Below are 22,608 nucleotides of genomic sequence, written 5' to 3' on the forward strand. Positions count from 1 at the left end.
TTGCCCGAAGCCGGCCGCGCATCCGCTGCGCCGGTGGCCGAGCCGCCGACGCTGGCGGCGCTGGAAGCCCATCTCGCTCCGTATGCCGCGCACGCGTCGCAATCGCGCGGCCGCCGCCATCCGGAAACCCCGCCGGCGGCGCGCACCGAATTCCAGCGCGATCGCGACCGCATCGTCCATTCGACCGCGTTCCGCCGGCTCGAATACAAGACGCAGGTCTTCGTGAATCACGAAGGCGACCTGTTCCGCACCCGCCTCACGCACAGCCTCGAAGTCGCGCAGATCGCCCGCTCGGTTGCCCGCAACCTGCGCCTGAACGAGGATCTCGTCGAAGCGATCTCGCTCGCGCACGATCTCGGCCACACGCCGTTCGGCCATGCCGGCCAGGACGCGCTGAATGCATGCATGCGCGACCACGGCGGCTTCGAGCACAACCTGCAGAGCCTCGCGGTCGTCGACGAGCTGGAGGAGCACTACGGCGCATTCAACGGGCTGAACCTGTGCTTCGAGACGCGCGAAGGCATCCTGAAGCATTGCTCGCGCGAGCATGCGCGCAAGCTCGGCGCGCTCGGCGAACGTTTCCTGCACGGCCGCCAGCCGTCGCTCGAAGCGCAGCTCGCGAACATCGCCGACGAAATCGCATACAACAACCACGACGTCGACGACGGCCTGCGTTCCGGCCTGATCACGATCGAGCAGCTTGCGGAAGTCGAGCTGTGGCAGCGTCACTACGAGGCGGCGCTCGCCGAATTCCCGCACCTCGAAGGCCGCCGGCTCGTGCACGAGACGGTGCGCCGCATCATCAACACGCTGATCGTCGACTTGATCGACGAAACGACGCGCAACCTCGTGCGCGTCGCGCCCGCGTCGCTCGACGACGTGCGCGCCGCGCCGCCGCTCGTGTCGCACAGCGCGACGGTCGCCGCTCAGGCGGCCGCGCTCAAGCGCTTCCTCTTCAAGAACCTGTACCGCCACTACAAGGTGATGCGCATGGCGAGCAAGGCGCAGCGCGTCGTCACGGGGCTGTTCGACGCATTCATCGACGATCCGCGCCTGCTGCCGCCGCCGTACCAGTCCGACGACGCGGCACATCAGCCCCGCCTCGTCGCGCACTACATCGCCGGCATGACCGACCGCTTCGCGCTGAAGGAATATCAGCGCCTGTTCGTCATCAACGACAACTGACTGTCACAAACGATCACTAGACTTCGCCGGTTCAATGGCGACGGGAATGTTGCACACGCTGTTGGTAACGTTTTCATAGGAGAGAGGTCGATGAAGAAAAAGCCTGCGGGGACACTGGTTCGTTCGATCGCGCTCGGCGGCGCGCTGATGTTCGGGGTGCAGCACGTGGCGCTCGCCGCGACGGAAATTCAGTTCTGGCATGCGATGGAGGCCGCGCTCGGCGAGCGGGTCAATGCGATCGCCGACCAGTTCAATGCGTCGCAAAGCGACTACAAGATCGTGCCGGTCTTCAAGGGCACCTACGACCAGGCGCTCGCGGCCGGCATCGCCGCGTATCGCAGCGGCAATGCGCCGGCGATCCTCCAGGTCTACGAAGTCGGCACGGCCACGATGATGCAGGCGAAGAAGGCCGTCGTGCCGGTCTACGACGTGTTCAAGCAGGCCGGCGTGCCGCTCGACGAAAAGGCGTTCGTGCCGACCATCGCGAGCTATTACAGCGACGCGAAGACGGGCCATCTCGTATCGATGCCGTTCAACAGCTCGACGCCGGTGCTTTACTACAACAAGGACGCGTTCAAGAAGGCCGGCCTCGATCCGAACCAGCCGCCGAAGACGTGGGCCGACGTGCAGGCCGATGCCGAGAAACTGCGCAAGTCGGGGATGGCGTGCGGCTTCACGACCGGCTGGCAGGGCTGGATCCAGCTCGAGAACTACAGCGCGTGGCACGGGCTGCCGTTCGCGAGCCGCAACAACGGCTTCGACGGCACCGACGCCGTGCTCGAATTCAACAAGCCGCAGCAGATCGCGCACATCGCGTTCCTGCAGCAGATGGCGAAGGACGGCACGTTCACGTACGCGGGCCGCAAGGATGAAGCGTCGGCGAAGTTCTACAGCGGCGATTGCGGGATCATGACGACGTCGTCGGGCGCGCTCGCGAACGTGCAGAAGTTCGCGAAGTTCAGCTACGGCACCGGCATGATGCCGTACGACGCGAACGTGAAGGGCGCGCCGCAGAACGCGATCATCGGCGGCGCGAGCCTGTGGGTGCTGGCCGGCAAGGATCCGGCGACGTACAAGGGCGTCGCGAAATTCCTCGCGTACCTCGCTTCGCCGGCGGTCGCCGCGAAGTGGCATCAGGACACGGGCTACCTGCCCGTCACCAAGGCGGCCTACGACCTGACGCGCGAACAGGGCTTCTACGCGAAGAACCCGAGCGCCGAAACCGCGATCAAGCAGATGCTGAACAAGCCGCCGCTGCCGTACACGAAGGGGCTGCGCCTGGGCAACATGCCGCAGATCCGCACGGTGGTCGACGAGGAGTTCGAACAGGTCTGGGCGCAGAAGAAGTCGCCGAAGGACGCGCTCGATTCGGCCGCCTCGCGTGGCGACGAGCTGCTGCGCCGCTTCGAGAAGTCGGGCGGCTGAGCACGCATCGCGTCGTGCCGCCGGCGGCCCCGCGCATGAGCGCGTGCCGTCCGGCGGCACGGTTTCCTTTCCGTTTCGCCTGACCGGATATCCGCGATGCAATCCCGTTCCCGTTTCGGTACGAGCCTGTTGCCGTACCTGCTGATCGCGCCGCAGCTCGCGATCACCGCCGTGTTCTTCCTGTGGCCGGCGGGCGTCGCGCTGTGGCAGTCGACGCAGACGCAGGACGCATTCGGCACGTCGAGCGAATTCGTCGGCTTCGCGAACTTCGCGCACCTGTTCGCCGATCCGCTGTATCTCGATTCGTTCCGCACGACGCTCGTGTTCAGCTCGCTCGTCACGGTAAGCGGGCTCGTCGTGTCGCTGCTGCTCGCCGCCTGCGCCGATCGCGTGACCCGCGGCGCGCGCGCGTACCGCACGCTGCTGATCTGGCCGTACGCGGTCGCGCCGACGATCGCGGCCGTGCTGTGGGCGTTCCTGTTCAACCCGAGCATCGGCCTGATCACCTATGCGCTCGCGAAGAGCGGCATCGTGTGGAACCACGCGCTGAACGGCGGGCAGGCGATGTTCCTGGTCGTGCTGGCATCGGTATGGAAGCAGGTGAGCTACAACTTCCTGTTCTTCTACGCGGGCCTGCAGGCGATCCCGCGCTCGCTGATCGAGGCGGCGGCGATCGACGGGGCCGGGCCGGTGCGGCGCTTCTTCAACATCGTGCTGCCGCTGCTGTCGCCGACGAGTTTCTTCCTGCTGGTCGTGAACCTCGTCTACGCGTTCTTCGACACGTTCCCGGTGATCGACGCGGCCACCGGCGGCGGCCCGGCGCAAAGCACGAAGACGCTGATCTACAAGATCTTCACGGAGGGCTTCCAGGGGCTCGACATCGGCAGCTCGGGCGCGCAGTCGGTCGTGTTGATGATCATCGTCGTCGGGCTCACGGTGATCCAGTTCCGCTTCGTCGAACGCAGGGTGCAATACGCATGATCGAAAATCGCAAGGGCTTCGACCTGTTCTGCCACGCGGTGCTGATCGCGGGCGTCGTGCTGATCGTGTTCCCCGTCTACGTCGCGTTCTGCGCGGCGACGATGAACGCGCAGGAAGTGTTCACGGTGCCGCTGTCGCTCGTGCCGAGCACGCACCTGTTCGAGAACATCGCGTACATCTGGGGGCACGGCAGCGGCGGCACGACGGCGCCGTTCGGCCGCCTGCTCGTGAACAGCTTCGCGATGGCGCTCGGCATCGCGGTCGGCAAGATCGCGGTGTCGATCCTGTCCGCGTACGCGATCGTCTATTTCCGCTTCCCGTTCCGCAACACGGCGTTCTGGCTGATCTTCGTCACGCTGATGCTGCCGGTGGAAGTGCGGATCTTTCCGACCGTGCAGGTCGTGTCGACGCTGCACCTGACGAACACGTACGCCGGGCTCACGATGCCGCTGATCGCATCGGCGACCGCGACGTTCCTGTTCCGCCAGTTCTTCATGACGCTGCCCGACGAGCTGATGGACGCCGCGCGCATCGACGGCGCCGGGGCGCTGCGCTTCTTCTGGGACGTGGTGCTGCCGCTGTCGAAGACGAGCATCGCGGCGCTGTTCGTGATCACGTTCATCTACGGCTGGAACCAGTATCTGTGGCCGATCCTGATCACGACGGAAGCGTCGCTGTCGACGGCGGTGGTGGGCATCAAGACGATGATCGCGAGCGGCGACGCCGCGACCGAATGGCAATACGTGATGGCGGCGACGCTGCTGGCGATGATCCCGCCGCTCGTCGTCGTGCTGGCGATGCAGCGCTGGTTCGTGCGCGGCCTCGTCGATTCCGAGAAATGAACCATGGACGGTAACCGGGAGAAGGACCAGGTATGGCTGCGCTGAGCTTGAAGGGCGTCAGGAAATCCTACGACGGCAAGCAGCATGTGCTGCACGGCATCGACGTGGAGATCGCGGACGGCGAATTCATCGTGCTGGTCGGCCCGTCGGGCTGCGGCAAGTCGACGTTGCTGCGGATGATCGCGGGGCTCGAGTCCGTGACGGACGGCGAGATCGCGATCGGCGAGCGCGTCGTCAACACGCTGGAGCCGAAGGATCGCGACATCGCGATGGTGTTCCAGAACTATGCGCTGTATCCGCACATGACGGTCGCGCAGAACATGGGCTACGGGCTGAAGATCCGTGGAATCGAGCGCGCGACGATCGATTCGCGGGTGGCCGCGGCCGCGAAGATCCTCGAGCTCGAGCCGCTGCTGGCACGGCGGCCGCGCGAACTGTCGGGCGGCCAGCGGCAGCGTGTCGCGATGGGGCGCGCGATCGTGCGCGAGCCGTCGGTGTTCCTGTTCGACGAGCCGTTGTCCAACCTCGACGCGAAGCTGCGCGTGCAGATGCGGCTCGAGATCCAGCGGCTGCATGCGCGGCTGGCGACGACGAGCGTCTACGTGACGCACGACCAGATCGAGGCGATGACGCTCGCGCAGCGCGTGATCGTGATGAACCGCGGCTACGCGGAACAGATCGGCGCGCCGGTCGACGTGTACGAGAAGCCGGCGACGGTGTTCGTCGCGGGCTTCATCGGCTCGCCGGCGATGAACCTGATGCACGGCCGGCTGTCGGATGACGGCGCGACCTTCACGGTCGCGGGCGGCGGCCCCGCGCTGCCGGTCGCCGGTGCGCCAGGCATCGGCGCGGAGATCGCCACCGGGCGCGACTGGGTGCTCGGCGTGCGTCCCGAGCACATGACGCCGCAGCCGGGCGTCGCGCAGGCGACGCTGCCGGTCGACTCGTGCGAGCTGCTGGGCGCGGACAACCTCGCGCACGGCCGCTGGGGCAACCACGACATCGCGGTGCGCCTGCCGCATGCGGACCGTCCCGCACGCGGCACGGCGCTCGCGGCCGCGCTGCCCGCGCACCGGCTGCATTTCTTCGATCCCGAAACCGGCAAGCGTGCCGGTTGAACCTGCTGCACTTGCCGAGAGACCGACGATGACCCTCCGCACCGACTGGCCCTATCCGCGCGTCGTCGCCCATCGCGGCGGCGGCACGCTCGCGCCGGAGAACACGCTTGCCGCGCTCGACGAGGGGGCGCGTCGCGGGCACCGGATGGTCGAGTTCGACGCGAAGCTGTCGGCCGACGACGTGACGTTCCTGCTGCACGACGACACGGTCGACCGGACGTCGAACGGCCACGGGCCGGCGGCGGGCATGCGTTATGCGGCGCTCGCCGCGCTCGACGCGGGCGCGTGGCGGGACGCGCGCTTCGCGGGCGAACGGATGCCGACGCTCGAGGCGGCGGCGGCGCGCTGCATCGCGCACGGGCTCGCCGCGAACGTCGAGATCAAGCCGTGCCCGGGGCGCGAGCGCGAGACCGGGCAACGCGTGGCGGCCGACGCGGCTGCGTACTGGCGCGACGCCGCGGTGCCGCCGCTGCTGTCGTCGTTCTCGTTCGATGCGCTGCAGCAGGCACGCGCGACCGAGCCGGCGCTGCCGCGCGGGATGCTCTACGAAGCCGTGCCGGACGACTGGCACGCGCAGGTCGTCGGCGTGCTCGGCTGCGTATCGTTGCACGCAGACCACAAACGGCTCGACGAACCGCTCGTGCGCGCGATCAAGGCGGCCGGTCTGCGCATCCTGGTTTACACGGTGAACGATCTCGAACGGGCGCGCGAACTCGCGCGCTGGGGCGTCGACGCGGTCTGCACGGACCGGATCGACCTGATCGCCCCCGATGCGCTGGACGACATCGCCGTCGTCTGACGATCACGGCAGCGCCACGGCGCGGCTCGAGCGGGAACGTGCCTGACGCGAAAAAACAACGCCCCGGCGGGATTTCCGCCGGGGCGTTGTGCATCGTGGAGACGTTACGTCAGGAAAAATCCGCTACAAATTGCAGCAGGATTAACCATTCCCCAAATATTCGACTACGCTTAGAAGCGGTAGCCGACGTTCAGGTACGTGACGATCGGGTTGAGCGAGATCTTCGCTTTCGACGTTTCGGTCAGGGTGCCGACCGGCGTCCGGCGGGCCGTCGTGAAGGTCGCGGTCACGCTGACCGGGATGTACGAGATCGACAGGCCCCCGAACCAGTGTTTCGTGAAGTTGTACGTGAAGCCGGCGTTGAATACGGGCGCCCACTGGTTGCTGGTCGTCGCGCTGGTCGGGCCGCCGAGCACGCCGTTCTCGAAGCTGCTGTTCGTGATCTTTGCGCCGGTGAACCAGACATACGTCGCGCCGACGCCGACATACGGACGGAACTTCGCGTTGGCGTCGTTGAAGTGGTAGCGAAGCAACACGGCGGGGCTCCACTGGTACGCACGGCCGAGTACGCCGAACTTATCGAACTGACCCTTGCCGGTGATGTCGAACTTCGGCGGTATCCCCATGACGAGCTCGGTGGAGATGTGGTCGGTGACGAAGTAGCCCGCTGCGAGCCCAAGCGTATCGGCGTCGTTGATGCCGGCGCCCGTGTTGGGAATCGATTGGTTGATGGGCGTGCCGCCGACGCGATACAGGAACAGCGGATCGCTGCTGTCCTGCGGCGACAGGTGCAGCCAGCCGGTGCTGACGTAGAAATCACCTGCGGATTGTGCTTGTGCCGTACCGCCCGCAAACGTGAATGCGAGCGCTGCGGCCCCCGTAATGGCCAGTTTTCGTTTCATTGTGTCTCCTCCGATGTAAGGCGTGCTCATTATGACGACTGCGTTTAAAACCAAACAAGCTCGTAAGTTAGAGTTTTCACCCTAGGATTAGTACGACCGTACGCTTACGCGCGCCGCAGGGACAGGCATTCTACGCAGGTGCGCACTTTCGGACCTTCGGGTATTTCCTAACGCGTTCAAACGGACATTCAGCATGGCACGGTTAGCACGACTCTACGTTCCCGACCAGCCGCAGCACGTGATACTGCGCGGCCTGGATCAGCAACCCGCGTTCGTCGACGACCAGGACTACGAACTCTTCATCGATTGCCTGAAGGCCGCCGCGCGCGATCATCACCTGTCGGTGCACGCCTACGTGCTGCTGCCGCGTCAGGTGCAACTCCTCGTGACGCCGAGCGACGAGGCGAGCCTGCCGAAAGCGATGCAGGCCGTCGGCCGCCGCTACGTCGCGCATTTCAACCGGCGCTACTCGCGGCGCGGCACGCTGTGGGAAGGCCGCTACCGCGCGACCGTGATCGAAGGCGAGCGCTATTTCCTGCTCGCGAGCCGCGTGGTCGAGATGAGCCCGGTGCGGTCGCAGCTCGTCGCGACGCCCGAGGCCTATCGCTGGTCGAGCTACCGGCATCACGTCGGGCTCACCGTCGACAGCCTGATCACCGACCATCCGCTGTACTGGGCGCTCGGCAATACGCCGTTCGACCGTCAGCGCGCGTACAAGGAGCTGTGCGAGCAGCCGCTCGACGAGCGGCAGGCCGACCAGCTGCAGCAGGCGACGCTCAAGGGCTGGGTGCTCGGCGGCGAGCATTACCGCGAGTGGGCGGCGCGTACCGCGAACCGGCGCGTGTCGCCGTTGCCGCGCGGACGCCCCAGAAAGGTGCGTGAGAACACGCCGCCGATCCAGCAGTAATGCCGGAAAGGCGGGCCGGAAGCGGCGCTGCGGGCGCCGCTTCTTTTTGCACCAAAACGATACGGCCCCAATAAAACAGCACCAGATCGATGCGTCTAATCAATTGGGGTTCGATCAAGCGGTTTTTGTTGCTATTTCCTTGATTCGTCGCGTATATTCCGAATTCCGGTGGCCCGGGCGAAGCCTGCCCAACCACTGTCGGCCGCGCCGTCTCCCGTCGGGAGCGGGATCGGCGGCAACAAGAAAACGGTTCAACGGCCTCCAGGCCCCCTTTACGACGGTGTCCCCATGAACGACCACCAGCAGCCGCTCGCCGCGGTGCCCGCCGCACAAGGTCTGTACGACCCGCAAAACGAACACGACGCCTGCGGCGTCGGCTTCGTCGCTCACATCAAGGGCAAGAAGAGCCACGAGATCATCCAGCAGGGCCTGAAGATCCTCGAGAACCTCGACCACCGCGGCGCGGTCGGTGCCGATCCGCTGATGGGCGACGGCGCGGGCATCCTGATCCAGATTCCGGACGCGTTCTATCGCGAGGAGATGGCCAAGCAGGGCGTGGACCTGCCGCCGGCCGGCGAATATGGGGTCGGGATGATCTTCCTGCCGAAGGAGAACGCGTCGCGTCTCGCGTGCGAGCAGGAGCTCGAGCGGACGGTGAAGGCGGAAGGCCAGGTCGTGCTCGGCTGGCGCGACGTGCCGGTCGACCATGCGATGCCGATTTCGCCGACCGTGAAGGCGAGCGAGCCGCTGATCCGCCAGATCTTCATCGGCCGCGGCAAGGACATCATGGTGACGGACGCGCTCGAGCGGAAGCTGTACGTGATCCGCAAGACCGCGAGCCACCGCATCCAGGCGCTGAAGCTCAAGCACGGCAAGGAATACTTCGTGCCGTCGATGTCGGCGCGCACGATCGTCTACAAGGGCCTGCTGCTGGCCGGCCAGGTCGGCGTGTACTACCGCGACCTGCAGGACGCGCGCGTCGTGTCGGCGCTCGCGCTCGTGCACCAGCGCTTCTCGACCAACACGTTCCCGGCATGGGAACTCGCTCACCCGTACCGGATGATCGCGCACAACGGCGAGATCAACACCGTGAAGGGCAACGTGAACTGGCTGAACGCGCGTACCGGCGCGATCGCGTCGCACGTGCTCGCCGACGACCTGCCGAAGCTGTGGCCGCTGATCTACCCGGGCCAGTCCGATACCGCATCGTTCGACAACTGTCTCGAACTGCTGGTGATGGCCGGTTACCCGCTCGTGCACGCGGTGATGATGATGATTCCGGAAGCGTGGGAGCAGCACACGCTGATGGACGAGAACCGCCGCGCGTTCTACGAATACCACGCCGCGATGATGGAGCCGTGGGACGGCCCGGCCGCGATCGCGTTCACCGACGGCCGCCAGATCGGCGCGACGCTTGACCGTAACGGCCTGCGTCCGGCGCGCTACATCGTGACCGACGACGATCTCGTGATCATGGCGTCGGAAGCCGGCACGCTGCCGATCCCCGAATCGAAGATCGTCAAGAAGTGGCGCCTGCAGCCGGGCAAGATGTTCCTGATCGACATGGAGCACGGCCGCATCATCGACGACAAGGAGCTGAAGGACAACCTCGCGAACGCGAAGCCGTACAAGAGCTGGATCGACGCCGTGCGCATCAAGCTCGACGAGATCGAGCCGAAGGCCGAGGAAGTCGCGGCCGGCCGTACGCAGGGCGCCGCGCTGCTCGACCGCCAGCAGGCGTTCGGCTATACGCAGGAAGACCTGAAGTTCCTGATGGCGCCGATGGCGCAGCAGGGCGAGGAAGCCGTCGGTTCGATGGGCAACGACTCGCCGCTCGCGGTGATGTCGAACAAGAACAAGACGCTCTATCACTACTTCAAGCAGCTGTTCGCGCAGGTCACGAACCCGCCGATCGACCCGATCCGTGAAAACATGGTCATGTCGCTCGTGTCGTTCATCGGCCCGAAGCCGAACCTGCTCGACACGAACAACATCAACCCGCCGATGCGTCTCGAAGTGTCGCAGCCGGTGCTCGACTTCAAGGACATCGCGAAGATCCGCGCGATCGACCAGTACACGGGCGGCAAGTTCAGCGCGTACGAACTGAACATCTGCTACCCGGTCGCGTGGGGCAAGGAAGGCATCGAGGCGCGTCTCGCGTCGCTGTGCGCGGAAGCCGTCGACGCGGTGAAGTCGGGCTACAACATGCTGATCGTGTCGGACCGCAAGACCGACGCCGAGCATGTCGCGATCCCGGCGCTGCTCGCCACGTCGGCAATCCACACGCACCTCGTCCAGCAAGGGCTGCGCACGAGCACGGGCCTCGTCGTCGAGACGGGCTCCGCGCGTGAAACGCACCACTTCGCGCTGCTCGCGGGCTACGGCGCGGAAGCCGTGCACCCGTACCTCGCGATGGAAACGCTCGCGAAGATGGCCGAGGGCCTGCCGGGCGACCTGTCGCCGGAGAAGGCCGTCTACAACTTCACGAAGGCGGTCGGCAAGGGCCTGCAGAAGGTGATGTCGAAGATGGGCATCTCGACGTACATGTCGTACACGGGCGCGCAGATCTTCGAAGCGCTCGGCCTGTCGAGCGACCTCGTCGAGAAGTACTTCAAGGGCACGGCGTCGAAGGTCGGCGGCATCGGCCTGTTCGAAGTCGCGGAAGAGGCGATCCGCCTGCACCGCGACGCGTTCGGCGACAGCCCGGTCCTGCGCGACATGCTCGACGCGGGCGGCGAGTACGCATACCGCGTGCGCGGCGAAGACCACATGTGGACGCCGGATTCGATCGCGAAGCTGCAGCACGCGACGCGCAGCAACTCGTACCAGACGTACAAGGAATACGCGCACCTGATCAACGACCAGACCAAGCGTCACATGACGTTCCGCGGCCTGTTCGAGTTCAAGGTCGAGCCGACCAAGGCGATCCCGATCGACGACGTCGAGCCGGCGAAGGAGATCGTCAAGCGCTTCGCGACGGGCGCGATGTCGCTCGGTTCGATCAGCACCGAAGCGCATGCGACGCTCGCGATCGCGATGAACCGGATCGGCGGCAAGTCGAACACCGGCGAAGGCGGCGAGGACGAGAAGCGCTATCGCAACGAACTGCGCGGTATTCCGATCAAGTCGGGCGAGACGCTGAAGTCGGTGATCGGCGACGAGATCGTCAGCGACATTCCGCTGAAGGACGGCGATTCGCTGCGCTCGAAGATCAAGCAGGTCGCGTCGGGCCGCTTCGGCGTTACCGCCGAGTACCTCGCGTCGGCCGACCAGATCCAGATCAAGATGGCGCAGGGCGCGAAGCCGGGCGAAGGCGGCCAGCTGCCGGGCCACAAGGTGTCCGAGTACATCGGCAAGCTGCGTTACTCGGTGCCGGGCGTCGGCCTGATCTCGCCGCCGCCGCACCACGACATCTACTCGATCGAGGATCTGGCGCAGCTGATCCACGACCTGAAGAACGTGAACCCGAGCGCGAGCATCTCCGTGAAGCTCGTGTCGGAAGTGGGCGTCGGCACGGTCGCGGCTGGCGTGGCGAAGGCGAAGGCCGATCACGTCGTGATCGCCGGCCATGACGGCGGCACGGGCGCATCGCCGCTGTCGTCGGTCAAGCACGCCGGCACGCCGTGGGAGCTGGGCCTGGCCGAAACGCAGCAGACGCTGGTGCTGAACCGCCTGCGCGGCCGGATCCGCGTGCAGGCCGACGGCCAGATGAAGACGGGGCGCGACGTCGTGATCGGCGCGCTGCTCGGCGCGGACGAATTCGGCTTCGCGACGGCGCCGCTCGTCGTCGAGGGCTGCATCATGATGCGCAAGTGCCACCTGAACACGTGCCCGGTCGGCGTCGCGACGCAGGATCCGGTGCTGCGCGCGAAGTTCAAGGGCCAGCCCGAGCACGTCGTGAACTACTTCTTCTTCGTCGCCGAGGAAGTGCGCGAGATCATGGCGCAGCTCGGCGTCGCGAAGTTCGACGACCTGATCGGCCGCGCCGACCTGCTCGATACGCGCAAGGGCATCGAGCACTGGAAGGCGAAGGGCCTCGACTTCTCGCGCGTGTTCTACCAGCCGGAAGAGTGCGAGGACGTCGCGCCGCGTCACGTCGACGTGCAGGATCACGGCCTCGAGCGCGCGCTCGACCACGTGCTGATCGAGAAGGCGAAGGCCGCGATCGAGAACGGCGAGCATGTGTCGTTCATCCAGCCGGTGCGCAACGTGAACCGTACGGTCGGCGCGATGCTGTCGGGCGTGATCGCGAAGAAGCACGGCCACGAAGGCCTCGCCGACGACGCGGTGCACATCCAGCTGAAGGGCACGGCCGGCCAGAGCTTCGGCGCGTTCCTCGCGAAGGGCGTGACGCTCGACCTCGTCGGCGACGGCAACGACTACGTCGGCAAGGGCCTGTCGGGCGGCCGGATCATCATCCGTCCGACCAACGACTTCCGCGGCAAGTCCGAGGAAAACATCATCTGCGGCAACACGGTGATGTACGGCGCGATCGAAGGCGAATCGTTCTTCCGCGGCGTCGCGGGCGAGCGCTTCTGCGTGCGCAACTCGGGCGCGACGGCGGTCGTCGAAGGCACGGGCGACCACGGCTGCGAATACATGACGGGCGGTACGGTCGTCGTGCTCGGCGAGACGGGGCGCAACTTCGCGGCCGGCATGTCGGGCGGCCTCGCTTACATCTACGATCCGGACGGCACGTTCGCGGCGAAGTGCAACAAGTCGATGGTCGCGCTCGAGCCGGTGCTGCAGCAGGCCGAGCAGGAGCGCACGGTCGATCGCGCGCTCTGGCACGCGGGCACGACGGACGAAGCGCTGCTCAAGGGGCTCGTCGAGCGTCATTTCCAGTTCACGGGTTCGCCGCGCGCGAAGTCGCTGCTGGAAAACTGGGACGCGGCGCGCCGCCAGTTCGTGAAGGTGTTCCCGCACGAATACAAGCGCGCGCTGGGCGAGATCGGTGCGAAGAAGGCGGCGAAGGAAGTGCTGGCCGCCTGAGCGACGAACGACATAGCGAATGCCGCGCGCGCGTGATTGCCGCGCGCGGCTCCCCCACCCGATACACCGAACAGAAGAGCACCTTATGGGTAAGGCAACCGGTTTTCTGGAGTTCGAACGCCGCCACGAGGCGTACGAAGCACCGCTCACGCGCGTGAAGCACTACAAGGAATTCGTCGCGGCACTGACCGACGCGGACGCGAAGGTCCAGGGCGCGCGCTGCATGGATTGCGGCATCCCGTTCTGCAACAACGGCTGCCCGGTCAACAACATCATTCCGGACTTCAACGATCTCGTTTACCGCCAGGACTGGCAGCAGGCGATCGAAGTCCTGCACTCGACCAACAACTTCCCGGAATTCACGGGCCGCATCTGCCCGGCGCCGTGCGAGGCGGCGTGCACGCTCGGGATCAACAACGACCCGGTCGGCATCAAGTCGATCGAGCACGCGATCATCGACAAGGCCTGGGCGGAAGGCTGGGTGAAGCCGCAGCCGGCCGAGCACAAGACCGGCAAGAAGGTCGCGGTCGTCGGTTCGGGCCCCGCGGGCCTCGCCGCCGCGCAGCAGCTCGCGCGCGCGGGCCACGACGTGACGGTGTTCGAGAAGAACGACCGCGTCGGCGGCCTGCTGCGTTACGGGATTCCCGACTTCAAGCTCGAGAAGTGGCTGATCGACCGCCGCATGCGCCAGATGGAAGCGGAAGGCGTGACGTTCCGCACCAGCGTGTTCATCGGCAAGGATCCGCTGCCCGAGTCGATCGGCAGTCTCGCGAAGGAAACGATTTCGCCGGACACGCTGAAGGAAGAATTCGACGCGGTCGTGATCGCGGGCGGTTCGGAAACGCCGCGCGACCTGCCGGTGCCGGGCCGCGAGCTCGCGGGCGTCCATTTCGCGATGGACTTCCTGCCGCAGCAGAACCGCGTGAATGCCGGCGACAAGCTCGTCGACCAGCTGCTCGCGAAGGGCAAGCACGTGATCGTGATCGGCGGCGGCGATACGGGTTCGGACTGCGTCGGCACGTCGAACCGTCACGGCGCGAAGCAGGTCACGCAGTTCGAGCTGCTGCCGCAGCCGCCGGAGGAGGAAAACAAGCCGCTCGTGTGGCCGTACTGGCCGATCAAGCTGCGCACGTCGTCATCGCACGAGGAAGGTTGCGAGCGCGATTGGGCGGTCGCGACGAAGCGTCTCGAAGGCAAGAACGGCAAGGTCGAGAAGCTGATCGCGGTGCGCGTCGAGTGGAAGGACGGCAAGATGCAGGAAGTGCCGGGCTCCGAATTCGAGATGAAGGCCGACCTCGTGCTGCTCGCGATGGGCTTCACGCAGCCGGCGGCGCCGGTGCTCGACGCGTTCGGCGTCGCGAAGGATGCGCGCGGCAATGCGCGTGCGGCGACCGAAGGCGATCGCTCGTACTACACGTCGGTCGACAAGGTGTTCGCGGCGGGCGACATGCGCCGCGGCCAGTCGCTCGTGGTGTGGGCGATCCGCGAAGGCCGCCAGTGCGCACGCTCGGTCGATGCGTACCTGATGGGACATTCCGAACTGCCGCGCTGAGCTGGATCGCGCGGGTTTCGACGGAAGCCGGGCGTCCGAAAGGGCGCCCGGTTTTTTTATGGCTGGCGCCTGCCGGGGCGCGCCGGTTTCGCGTGCGCGGCGACGCCGTCCGATCGGGTTGCCGTGCCCGCCGGTACGCATCATTTTCGCGAAGCATCGCCTAACCTGATGACATCCAGGCGCGATTTCCCGATATCTCAAATCCTTTCGTTTTGTAATATTCCTTGAAAACTGTCATATCATGTCGCCCCTCGGGCCGCGTTCGCGGCCGACGCACCTGACTGACCCTATTTACAAGGAAACCGGATGGAAGCACTCCTGCAAGCGCTGATCGACGCCGTCAACGGCGTGTTGTGGAATTACGTGCTGATCGCGCTGCTGCTCGGCGCCGGCGCGTGGTTCACGCTGCGGTTCCGGATGATCCAGCTGAAGGCGCTGCTCCTCAGCATGAAACTGGTCGGCAGCAAGGGCGAGCCGGGCAGTATCTCGTCGTTCCAGGCGTTCGCGACGGGGCTCGCGAGCCGCGTCGGCACCGGCAACATCGCCGGCGTCGCGGTCGCGCTGACGGTCGGCGGCCCGGGCGCGATCTTCTGGATGTGGATGACCGCGCTCGTCGGGATGTCGTCCGCGTTCGTCGAGGCGACGCTCGCGCAGATCTTCAAGGTGTCGCATCCGGACGGCAGCTTCCGCGGCGGCCCCGCGTACTACATCCAGACGGGCCTGCGTTCGCGCGGCTTCGGCGTGCTGTTCTCGCTGTCGCTGATCCTTGCGTTCGGTTTCGTGTTCAACGCGGTGCAGGCCAACGCGATCGCCGACGCATTTCATACGTCGTTCGGCTGGAGCCGCGAGACGGTCGGCCTCGGCCTCGTGCTGCTGTCCGCACCGATCATCTTCGGGGGGATCCGCCGCATCGCGACGGTCGCGCAGGTGATCGTGCCGCTGATGGCGATCGGCTACCTCGCGCTCGCGGTCTACGCGGTCGCGACGCACATCGCGCTGGTGCCGGACGTGATCGTGCTGATCGTGAAGAGCGCGTTCGGCCTCGAGCAGGCAGCGGGCGGCCTGACCGGCTATGCGGTGAGCCAGGCGATCGCGATCGGCGTGAAGCGCGGGCTGTTCTCGAACGAGGCGGGGATGGGCAGCGCGCCGAACGCGGCCGCGACCGCGAGCACGCGGCACCCGGTCACGCAGGGGCTGATCCAGATGCTCGGCGTGTTCGTCGACACGATCGTGATCTGCAGCGCGACCGCGTTCGTGATCCTGCTGTCGGGCCAGTACGAACTCGGCACCGGCATGGAAGGCGCGGCGCTCACGCAGCGCGCGATCTCGAGCCACGTCGGCGACTGGGGCGGCATCTACATGGCCGTCGCGATCTTCTTTCTCGCGTTCTCGTCGGTGATCGGCAACTACGCGTATGCGGAAGGCAACGTCGAATTCATCACGAAGCGGCGCGGCGTGCTGCCGCTGTTCCGCGTCGCGGTGCTCGCGATGGTGATGTTCGGCAGCGTCGGGCAACTGCCGCTCGTCTGGGCGATGGCCGATACGAGCATGGGGCTGATGGCGATCATCAACCTGATCGCCATCATCGCGCTCGGCAAGTACGCGCACGCCGCGTGGGCCGACTATCGCCGCCAGCGCGCGGCGGGCATCGCCGATCCGGTGTTCACGCGCAACACGATCCCCGAACTCGCGCGCGTGCTGCCGGCCGACGTGTGGGGCGAACACGGGCCGCTGCCGCAGCGTCCGGCGGCGTCGGCCGACGCGGCCAGCGCGCCGCGCGGCGCGGTACGCGGGTCATGAACGGCGACCGGCTCCGTGCGTTCGTCGCGCTGATGCCCGATGCGGCGTCGCGCGACGCGCTGCACGCGTTGCCGGTCACCCGTGGCGCGCGACGCACGCTGCCCGCGCAACTGCACGTGACGCTCGCATTCATCGGCGCGATCGAGCGCGAACGGTGCGACGCGCTGGCCGCGCACCTGCCCGCGCTCGCGGCGGCCCATGCGCTGCCGCCGCTGCCGGTCGAGCGGATCGCGTGGTGGCCGAGCCTGCCGCGCGCGCGGCTGATCGTCGCGGAACTCGCGGCCGATCCCGCGTGCGTCGCGCTGAATGCCGGGTTGTCGGCGGTGCTGCGCGAACTCGGCGTGCCGGCCGACCGGCGGCCGTTCCGCCCGCACGTGACGCTCGCGCGGCTGCCGCATGACGCGGTCGGCCAGCCCGCGCACGGCGGCGCGCCGGGGCGACAGGTCGTGCTGCGTGTCGACGCGCTGACGCTGTTCGAAAGCCGGCTGTCGCACGAAGGCGTGTCGCATCGGCCGATCGCGTCGGCGCCGGTTGCGTGCGCGGATGGTCACGCCGCGCGCTGAGCGGTTTCCGCGATGCGGGGCGAAGGCCGGCCATCATCGACAGCTCGCCGGACAAACCGTCTGGACCCGATGGGGCGACGCCGCCGCCCGACGTCCGGCCTGCTGCGTTCTAACGTCGGTAGCGCGCGAGCGTCAGGCCGGACAGATCGATCTCCGGCTCGTGTCCGGTGACGAGGTCCGCCAGCACCTTCCCCGAACCCATCGACATCGCCCAGCCCGTCGAGCCGTGGCCGACGTTGAGCCAGAGCCCGTCGATCCCGCTGGCGCCCAGCAGCGGAGGCCCGTCGGGCGTCATCGGCCGGCGGCCGACCCAGAAGCGCGCCGAGGCCCGATCGGCGGCCGCCGGAAACCAGTCGTCGAGCACCTTCATCAGCGTATCGAGCGCCTGCTGCCGCAGCGCCGCGCGCCGGTTGCCGAGTTCCGCGGTGCCCGCGACGCGCAGCGTCGGGCCGAAGCGCGTGATCGCCGTCTTCAGTGATTCGTCCATCAGCGCGGCGCACGGCGCTTTTTCCTCGTCGACGACTTCGAGCGTGGCGGAATAGCCTTTCACCGGATACAGCGGCACGTCGATTCCATGCGGCCGCAGCAGGCCGGCGCTGTCGACGCCAAGCGCGACGACGATCGCGTCGGCGGCGAGCATCGCATCGCGTGGCGTGGCATCGCCCGCGGCGCGCGAATCGACCCGCACGCCGCGCACCTTGCCGCCCGCGACGTCGAGCGCGCGGATCTCGGTGCGAAAGCGGAACGTCACGCCGTTCGCCTCGCACAGCGCCCGCAGTTCGCGCGTGAAGCGGGCGCAGTCGCCGGCTTCGTCGTCGGGCAGGTAGATGCCGCCGACAGGCGCCTGCCGCGCCCAGCGCAGGCCCGGCTCGATCGCCGTGCAGCCGGCCGCGTCGAGTTCGCGAAACGCGATGCCGGCGTCGCGCAGCACCTTCAGCGCGGGCTGCACCATCTCGACGTCGAACGCGCCGCGCAGCAGTTGCAGGTAGCCGCGGCTCGCGCCGTAGTCGAACGGATAACGCTCGCGAAACGCATGCAGGCATGCGCGGCTGTAATACGCGACGCGCTGCATCCGCTGCTTGTTCACGCGGAACCGTTCGAACTCGCATTCGCGCAGCCAGCGCGCGATCCAGCGCCACTGCGCGGCATCGAGCGTCGGCCGGAAGATCAGCGGCGACGCGGGCTTGAACAGGTACTTGAGGATCTTGCCGGGCATCCCGGGCGCGGCCCACGGCGTCACGTAGCCGGGCGCGATCACGCCCGCGTTGCCGAGGCTCGTCGCTCGCGCGACGTCGGCCTCGCGTTCGATCACGGTGACGTCGCAGCCTGCTTCGCGCAGGTGCCAGGCGGTGGTGACGCCGATCACGCCGGCGCCCAGAACGATCACGTGCATGCGGTTTCCTGGGCGAAGCAGTTGATCACGACGCGACGGCCGGATCGTCGACGAGCGACTTGCCGCGCGTTTCCGGCAGCACGAGCGCGGCGACGATCACGAGCAGGTAGCCGCCGCCCGCCACGAGGCCGATCGCCTTCACGAGCGACATCGACTGCGACAGCGCGCCGACGAGGATCGGGAAGAACGAGCCGAGCCCGCGGCCAAGGTTGTAGCAGAAGCCCTGGCCCGAGCCGCGGATCGCGCCCGGATACAGTTCCGACAGGTACGCGCCGACGCCCGCGAAAATCCCCTGCACGACGATGCCGAGCGGGAAGCCGAGCAGCAGCATCGCGGTATCGGTGATCGGCAGCATCGTGTATGCCATGCCGAGCGAGAACGAGCCGATCGCGAACAGGATGAACGACGCGCGGCGGCCGAGCCGGTCGGACAGGATCGCGCCGACCACGTAGCCGACGAACGAGCCGACGATCAGCACGACCAGATAGCCGCTCGTGTTGAACACCGACAGGTGGCGGACGGTTTTCAGGTAGGTGGGCAGCCACGTCGTGATCGCGTAGTAGCCGCCGAGCATGCCGGTGCACAGCGCGCTGCCGAACAGCGTCGCGCGCAGGTGCGGCGGCGAGAAGATCTCGAGGAAGTGGCCCGACACGCGGCCCTCGTCGCGCGCGCGGCGCGTGGCCGTGTAGATGTCGGGATCGCTGACGTTGCGGCGGATGTACAGGATCCACAGCGCGGGCGCGATGCCGATCCAGAAGCACGCGCGCCACGCGAGCTGCTCGGGCAGCAGCGCGAAGAATGCCCAGTAGAGGATCGCGGCCGCGCCCCAGCCGAACGACCAGCTGCTCTGCACGGTGCCGACGGCCTTTGCGCGATGCTCGGGCGAGCGGATCGTCTCGGCCATCATGATCGTCACGACCGACCATTCGCCGCCGAAGCCGAAGCCCTGCAGCGTGCGGGTGGCGAGCAGCTGCCAGAACGAATGCGTGAACCCGGACAGGCACGTGAACAGCGCGAACGTCGCGATCGTCCACTGCAGCACGCGCACGCGGCCGTAGCGGTCGGCGAGGATGCCGGCGATCCAGCCGCCGATCGCCGACGAGATCAGCGAACTCGTCGCGATCATCCCCGCCTCGCTCTTCGACATGCCCCAGGTCGCGATCAGCGTCGGAATCAGGAACGAATAGATCATGAAGTCGAACGCATCGACCGCGTAGCCGCCGAAGCCGGCGTACAGCGTCCGGCGCTCGCGCGTCGACAGTTCGTTGAACCACTGGAATGCCTGCATGCTTGCCGCCCCCTCTCGTCTTGTCTCGCGCTGCCGCGTGGCGGTTATTTTACGGGCGCGGCCCCGCGTGCCAAAAAGGCGGGGACGGGTTCGTGCGGGCAAGGAGGGGGAGGGAAGGACGCGTCAGAGCGTCAGGCCGCCGTCGACGTGAATGACCTGGCCGGTGATCTGCCGCGCCGCATCGGACAACAGGAATGCGATCAGCGCGGCGACATCGTCGGGTTCGGCGATCCGGCCGAGCGGTGTCGCCTGTTCGGCCTGCGCCCACGCGGCGGCGTTGCCGGCGCTCGGGCCGTGGTCCTTGCGCGTGAAGCCCGGCGCGACGGCGTTCACGGTGATGCCGCGCGCGGCGAATTCGGCGGCCGCCGAGCGCACGAGCGATTCGAGCGCGGCCTTCGCGGCGGCGGTCGCCGCGAACGGCGCATCGGCGCGGTAACGGTGCGCGACGAACGAGCTGACCGCGACGATGCGCGGGGCGACCGACGCTTCGAGCAGCGGCCGCGCGCGGCCCGCGAGCGCCGAGAACGCGCCGGGCATCGCCGTGAAGGCGCACGCGAGCGTGTCCGCGGAAAGATCGGAAAAGGATTGCCGCGCGGCGAAGCCGGCGTTCGCGACGAGCTGGTCGAGCCCGCCGAAGCGCGTGGCGGTGGTATCGACGAGCGCGGCGGCAAGACCCGGTTCGCCGAGATCGCCGGTCAGCGTGATGCATTCGGCGCCGGCCGTCGTGCACGCACGGGCGACTTCGGCGAGCCGCGCCCGCGCGGAATCGTCCGCGCCGCGCGCATGCAGCGCCAGCGCGACGCCGGGCGCCGCGAGCCGTCGTGCGAGCGCCGCGCCGATCCCCGCGCCTGCGCCGGTGATCAGCGCGATGCGCGCGCGTGCGCTCACGCGGCGACCTTGTCGCCGGCGTTCGCGCGTTCGACGTTGATCGTGCCGACGTGGAACGCGGCCAGCGACTCGCGGTGCGCGATGCTGACGATCGCGGCCTTCGGCAGCCGTTCGGCGAACAGGTGATACAGGCGTGCCTCGTTGTCGGCGTCGAGCGCGCTGGTGGCTTCGTCGAGGAACAGGAAGTCGGGCTTGTGCAGCAGCACGCGCGCGCCGGCAAGACGCTGCTGCTCGCCGGGCGACAGCACGCGCGTCCAGTGCGCGGTCTCGTCTAGGCGCTCGACGTAATCCTCGAGGCGGCACGCGCGCAGCGCGTCGCGGCAGGCTTCGTCGCTGAACGTGTCGGGTGTCGCCGGATAGGTGAGCGCGGCCTTCAGCGTGCCGATCGGCAGGTAGCTCGTCTGCGGCACGAACATCATCCGCGCGCCGACCGGCGCATCGATCGCACCGTCGCCGAACGGCCACAGGCCCGCGAGCGCGCGCATGAACGTGCTCTTGCCGGAACCCGACTTGCCGATCACGAGCCAGCGCGAGCCCGGCTCGATCGTCACGTTGCCGATGTCGGCGAGCGCGTTGCCGTTCGGCAGCGCGAGCTTCAGCGCCGACGTCGACAGCTTCGCGTCGTCGATGTAGTGCAGGTTGATGCCGCCGTGCTCGGTCGCGGGCGACAGGCTTTCCTTCAGGTGCGACGTGCCCATCACGCGCTTGAATTCGCGCAGACGGTTGACGGTGGCGCGCCATTCGACAAGGGTCGAGTAGCTGTTGATGAACCACGAGAACGAATCGCTGACGGTGCCGAACGCGGACGAGATCTGCATCAGCACGCCGAACGAGAACGCGCCCGCGAAATAGCGCGGCGCGGCGACGACGAGCGGGAAGATGATCGCGATCTGCCCGTAGAAGCTCAGCACGAACGTGAGCCGCTTCGTGTACTTCATCACGCGCCACCAGTTGTCGCGGATGCGCATGAAGAGGCCCTGCGCGTTGGCCGCCTCGGTCTTCTCGCCGTCGTAGAACGCGATCTGCTCGGCGTTCTCGCGCACGCGGATCAGCCCGAAGCGGAAATCGGCCTCGACGCGCTGCTGCTGGTAGTTGATCGACACCAACGGATGGCCGACCTTCTGGATGATCAGCGAGCCGATCACCGCGTATAGCGCGGCCGCCCACACCATGTAGCCGGGAATCGAGATCGGCGTCGCGCCGAGCGTGAACGTCAGCGCGCCGGCGAGCGACCACAGGATCGTGATGAACGACACGAGCGTGACGACCGTCGACAGCAGGTCGAGCGACAGCGCGAGCGTCGTGGTCGCGAACGATTGGAGGTCGTCGGTGATCCGCTGGTCGGGGTTGTCCGCGAGGCGGTCGCGTTCGATCCGGTAGAACGCGCGATCGCCGAGCCACTGGCCGAGGAAGCGGTCGGTGAGCCACTGGCGCCAGCGGAAGCCGAGCAGCTGCCGCAGGTAGCGGCCGTACACCGCGAGGATGATGAACGCGAACGCGAGCGCGGAGAACTGCATCAGCAGATTCGGGAAGTCGTGGACGTCCTTCGACTGCAGCGCGTTGTAGAACTCGGCGTTCCACTTGTTCAGCCGGACGTTGATCCAGACCACGCAGAGGTTGATCGCGATGATCGTGACCAGCAGGCCCCACGCGATTTTCCATTCGGACGATACCCAGTAGGGCTTGATGAGGCTCCATGCGGATACCGGGCGCTCGTCCTGCGGCGCGTCGGAGGCGGAGCGGACGGGATCGATCGATTGGGTCATGTGCTTCCTGATGAGTAGCCGGCGCGCGGGCCGGGCGAAGCCGGGCGCGCGCCGCGATACGGCATGCCGGGGCGCGGCGCCGACGGACGGCGGGCGCAGCGATGGTCGCCCGCGCGTCTTAAACGGCGCTTAAGGGCCGGCGGTGACGCGGCAACCGGCCGCTCGCGCGGCCGGCCTGCGGGCATTGTGCCAGAGCGGCGCGGGCCG

The 22,608-nt window shown here is 67.4% G+C and carries 16 protein-coding genes; 11 read left to right on the forward strand and 5 right to left on the reverse strand.

Annotated elements, in window-relative coordinates:
* The 6 genes from VXM69_RS21050 (at window position 1) to ugpQ (ending at window position 6,350) form a co-directional block, all read left to right on the forward strand.
* Complete coding sequence (locus VXM69_RS21050) at window positions 1-1,185, forward strand: deoxyguanosinetriphosphate triphosphohydrolase (RefSeq protein WP_226104019.1); 1,185 nt, start codon at window positions 1-3, stop codon at window positions 1,183-1,185.
* Window positions 1,186-1,275: 90 nt separating this feature from the next.
* On the forward strand, window positions 1,276-2,610 hold the full coding sequence (ugpB, locus tag VXM69_RS21055) for a sn-glycerol-3-phosphate ABC transporter substrate-binding protein UgpB (RefSeq protein WP_200087997.1): 1,335 nt from the start codon (window positions 1,276-1,278) through the stop codon (window positions 2,608-2,610).
* 96 nt (window positions 2,611-2,706) lie between these two features.
* Complete coding sequence (gene ugpA, locus VXM69_RS21060) at window positions 2,707-3,591, forward strand: sn-glycerol-3-phosphate ABC transporter permease UgpA (protein WP_367190131.1); 885 nt, start codon at window positions 2,707-2,709, stop codon at window positions 3,589-3,591.
* Complete coding sequence (gene ugpE / locus VXM69_RS21065; protein WP_034189839.1) at window positions 3,588-4,433, forward strand: sn-glycerol-3-phosphate ABC transporter permease UgpE; 846 nt, start codon at window positions 3,588-3,590, stop codon at window positions 4,431-4,433. Before ugpA ends, ugpE begins: the two co-directional genes overlap by 4 nt.
* 32 nt (window positions 4,434-4,465) lie before the next feature.
* Complete coding sequence (locus VXM69_RS21070; RefSeq protein WP_059557071.1) at window positions 4,466-5,551, forward strand: sn-glycerol-3-phosphate import ATP-binding protein UgpC; 1,086 nt, start codon at window positions 4,466-4,468, stop codon at window positions 5,549-5,551.
* 28 nt (window positions 5,552-5,579) lie between these two features.
* Complete coding sequence (ugpQ, locus tag VXM69_RS21075; RefSeq protein ID WP_367190132.1) at window positions 5,580-6,350, forward strand: glycerophosphodiester phosphodiesterase; 771 nt, start codon at window positions 5,580-5,582, stop codon at window positions 6,348-6,350.
* Window positions 6,351-6,520: 170 nt separating this feature from the next.
* Here ugpQ and VXM69_RS21080 read toward each other — a convergent pair whose 3' ends face one another.
* On the reverse strand, window positions 6,521-7,252 hold the full coding sequence (locus VXM69_RS21080; protein ID WP_034189836.1) for an OmpW family outer membrane protein: 732 nt from the start codon (window positions 7,250-7,252) through the stop codon (window positions 6,521-6,523).
* Window positions 7,253-7,445: 193 nt separating this feature from the next.
* On the opposite strand from VXM69_RS21080, the gene VXM69_RS21085 reads away from it, so the two are divergent.
* From VXM69_RS21085 to thpR, 5 genes are all read left to right on the forward strand, one after another.
* Window positions 7,446-8,159, forward strand: a complete 714-nt coding sequence (locus VXM69_RS21085; protein ID WP_034189835.1) for a transposase — start codon at window positions 7,446-7,448, stop codon at window positions 8,157-8,159.
* Window positions 8,160-8,447: 288 nt separating this feature from the next.
* The gene (locus VXM69_RS21090; protein WP_034189834.1) at window positions 8,448-13,151 is read left to right on the forward strand and encodes a glutamate synthase-related protein; all 4,704 of its coding nucleotides are present in this window, start codon (window positions 8,448-8,450) and stop codon (window positions 13,149-13,151) included.
* 85 nt (window positions 13,152-13,236) lie between these two features.
* The gene (locus VXM69_RS21095) at window positions 13,237-14,703 is read left to right on the forward strand and encodes a glutamate synthase subunit beta (protein ID WP_034189833.1); all 1,467 of its coding nucleotides are present in this window, start codon (window positions 13,237-13,239) and stop codon (window positions 14,701-14,703) included.
* Window positions 14,704-15,009: 306 nt separating this feature from the next.
* Window positions 15,010-16,503, forward strand: a complete 1,494-nt coding sequence (locus VXM69_RS21100) for a sodium:alanine symporter family protein (protein WP_049035352.1) — start codon at window positions 15,010-15,012, stop codon at window positions 16,501-16,503.
* Window positions 16,500-17,066 carry an RNA 2',3'-cyclic phosphodiesterase gene (gene thpR, locus VXM69_RS21105; protein WP_069706019.1) on the forward strand — a complete coding sequence of 189 codons (567 nt, stop codon included), beginning with the start codon at window positions 16,500-16,502 and terminating at the stop codon, window positions 17,064-17,066. The genes VXM69_RS21100 and thpR overlap by 4 nt, the downstream gene beginning before the upstream one ends.
* Before the next feature lie 109 nt (window positions 17,067-17,175).
* Here the strand turns inward: thpR and VXM69_RS21110 are convergent, their stop codons facing one another.
* The 4 genes from VXM69_RS21110 to VXM69_RS21125 form a co-directional block, all read right to left on the reverse strand.
* Window positions 17,176-18,459, reverse strand: a complete 1,284-nt coding sequence (locus tag VXM69_RS21110; RefSeq protein WP_049030990.1) for a D-amino acid dehydrogenase — start codon at window positions 18,457-18,459, stop codon at window positions 17,176-17,178.
* Window positions 18,460-18,484: 25 nt separating this feature from the next.
* The gene (locus VXM69_RS21115) at window positions 18,485-19,747 is read right to left on the reverse strand and encodes an MFS transporter (RefSeq protein WP_059557073.1); all 1,263 of its coding nucleotides are present in this window, start codon (window positions 19,745-19,747) and stop codon (window positions 18,485-18,487) included.
* Between the two features lie 123 nt (window positions 19,748-19,870).
* Entirely contained in the window at window positions 19,871-20,635 is a 765-nt protein-coding gene (locus tag VXM69_RS21120; RefSeq protein ID WP_367190133.1) for an SDR family NAD(P)-dependent oxidoreductase, read from the reverse strand.
* Window positions 20,632-22,401, reverse strand: a complete 1,770-nt coding sequence (locus tag VXM69_RS21125; RefSeq protein ID WP_034189827.1) for an ABC transporter ATP-binding protein/permease — start codon at window positions 22,399-22,401, stop codon at window positions 20,632-20,634. The genes VXM69_RS21120 and VXM69_RS21125 overlap by 4 nt, the downstream gene beginning before the upstream one ends.
* Window positions 22,402-22,608: the final 207 nt, after the last annotated feature.

Origin of the sequence: Burkholderia sp. Ed8, from assembly GCF_040761425.1 — a bacterium.
GTDB lineage: Bacteria > Pseudomonadota > Gammaproteobacteria > Burkholderiales > Burkholderiaceae > Burkholderia > Burkholderia seminalis.

Coding starts and splice junctions, on each gene's coding strand:
- ugpB (WP_200087997.1), top strand. CDS start 1,276: ATGAAGAAAAAGCCTGCGGGGACACTGGTTCGTTCGATCGCGCTCGGC.
- ugpA (WP_367190131.1), top strand. CDS start 2,707: ATGCAATCCCGTTCCCGTTTCGGTACGAGCCTGTTGCCGTACCTGCTG.
- ugpE (WP_034189839.1), top strand. CDS start 3,588: ATGATCGAAAATCGCAAGGGCTTCGACCTGTTCTGCCACGCGGTGCTG.
- VXM69_RS21070 (WP_059557071.1), top strand. CDS start 4,466: ATGGCTGCGCTGAGCTTGAAGGGCGTCAGGAAATCCTACGACGGCAAG.
- ugpQ (WP_367190132.1), top strand. CDS start 5,580: ATGACCCTCCGCACCGACTGGCCCTATCCGCGCGTCGTCGCCCATCGC.
- VXM69_RS21080 (WP_034189836.1), bottom strand. CDS start 7,252: ATGAAACGAAAACTGGCCATTACGGGGGCCGCAGCGCTCGCATTCACG.
- VXM69_RS21085 (WP_034189835.1), top strand. CDS start 7,446: ATGGCACGGTTAGCACGACTCTACGTTCCCGACCAGCCGCAGCACGTG.
- VXM69_RS21090 (WP_034189834.1), top strand. CDS start 8,448: ATGAACGACCACCAGCAGCCGCTCGCCGCGGTGCCCGCCGCACAAGGT.
- VXM69_RS21095 (WP_034189833.1), top strand. CDS start 13,237: ATGGGTAAGGCAACCGGTTTTCTGGAGTTCGAACGCCGCCACGAGGCG.
- VXM69_RS21100 (WP_049035352.1), top strand. CDS start 15,010: ATGGAAGCACTCCTGCAAGCGCTGATCGACGCCGTCAACGGCGTGTTG.
- thpR (WP_069706019.1), top strand. CDS start 16,500: ATGAACGGCGACCGGCTCCGTGCGTTCGTCGCGCTGATGCCCGATGCG.
- VXM69_RS21110 (WP_049030990.1), bottom strand. CDS start 18,459: ATGCACGTGATCGTTCTGGGCGCCGGCGTGATCGGCGTCACCACCGCC.
- VXM69_RS21115 (WP_059557073.1), bottom strand. CDS start 19,747: ATGCAGGCATTCCAGTGGTTCAACGAACTGTCGACGCGCGAGCGCCGG.
- VXM69_RS21125 (WP_034189827.1), bottom strand. CDS start 22,401: ATGACCCAATCGATCGATCCCGTCCGCTCCGCCTCCGACGCGCCGCAG.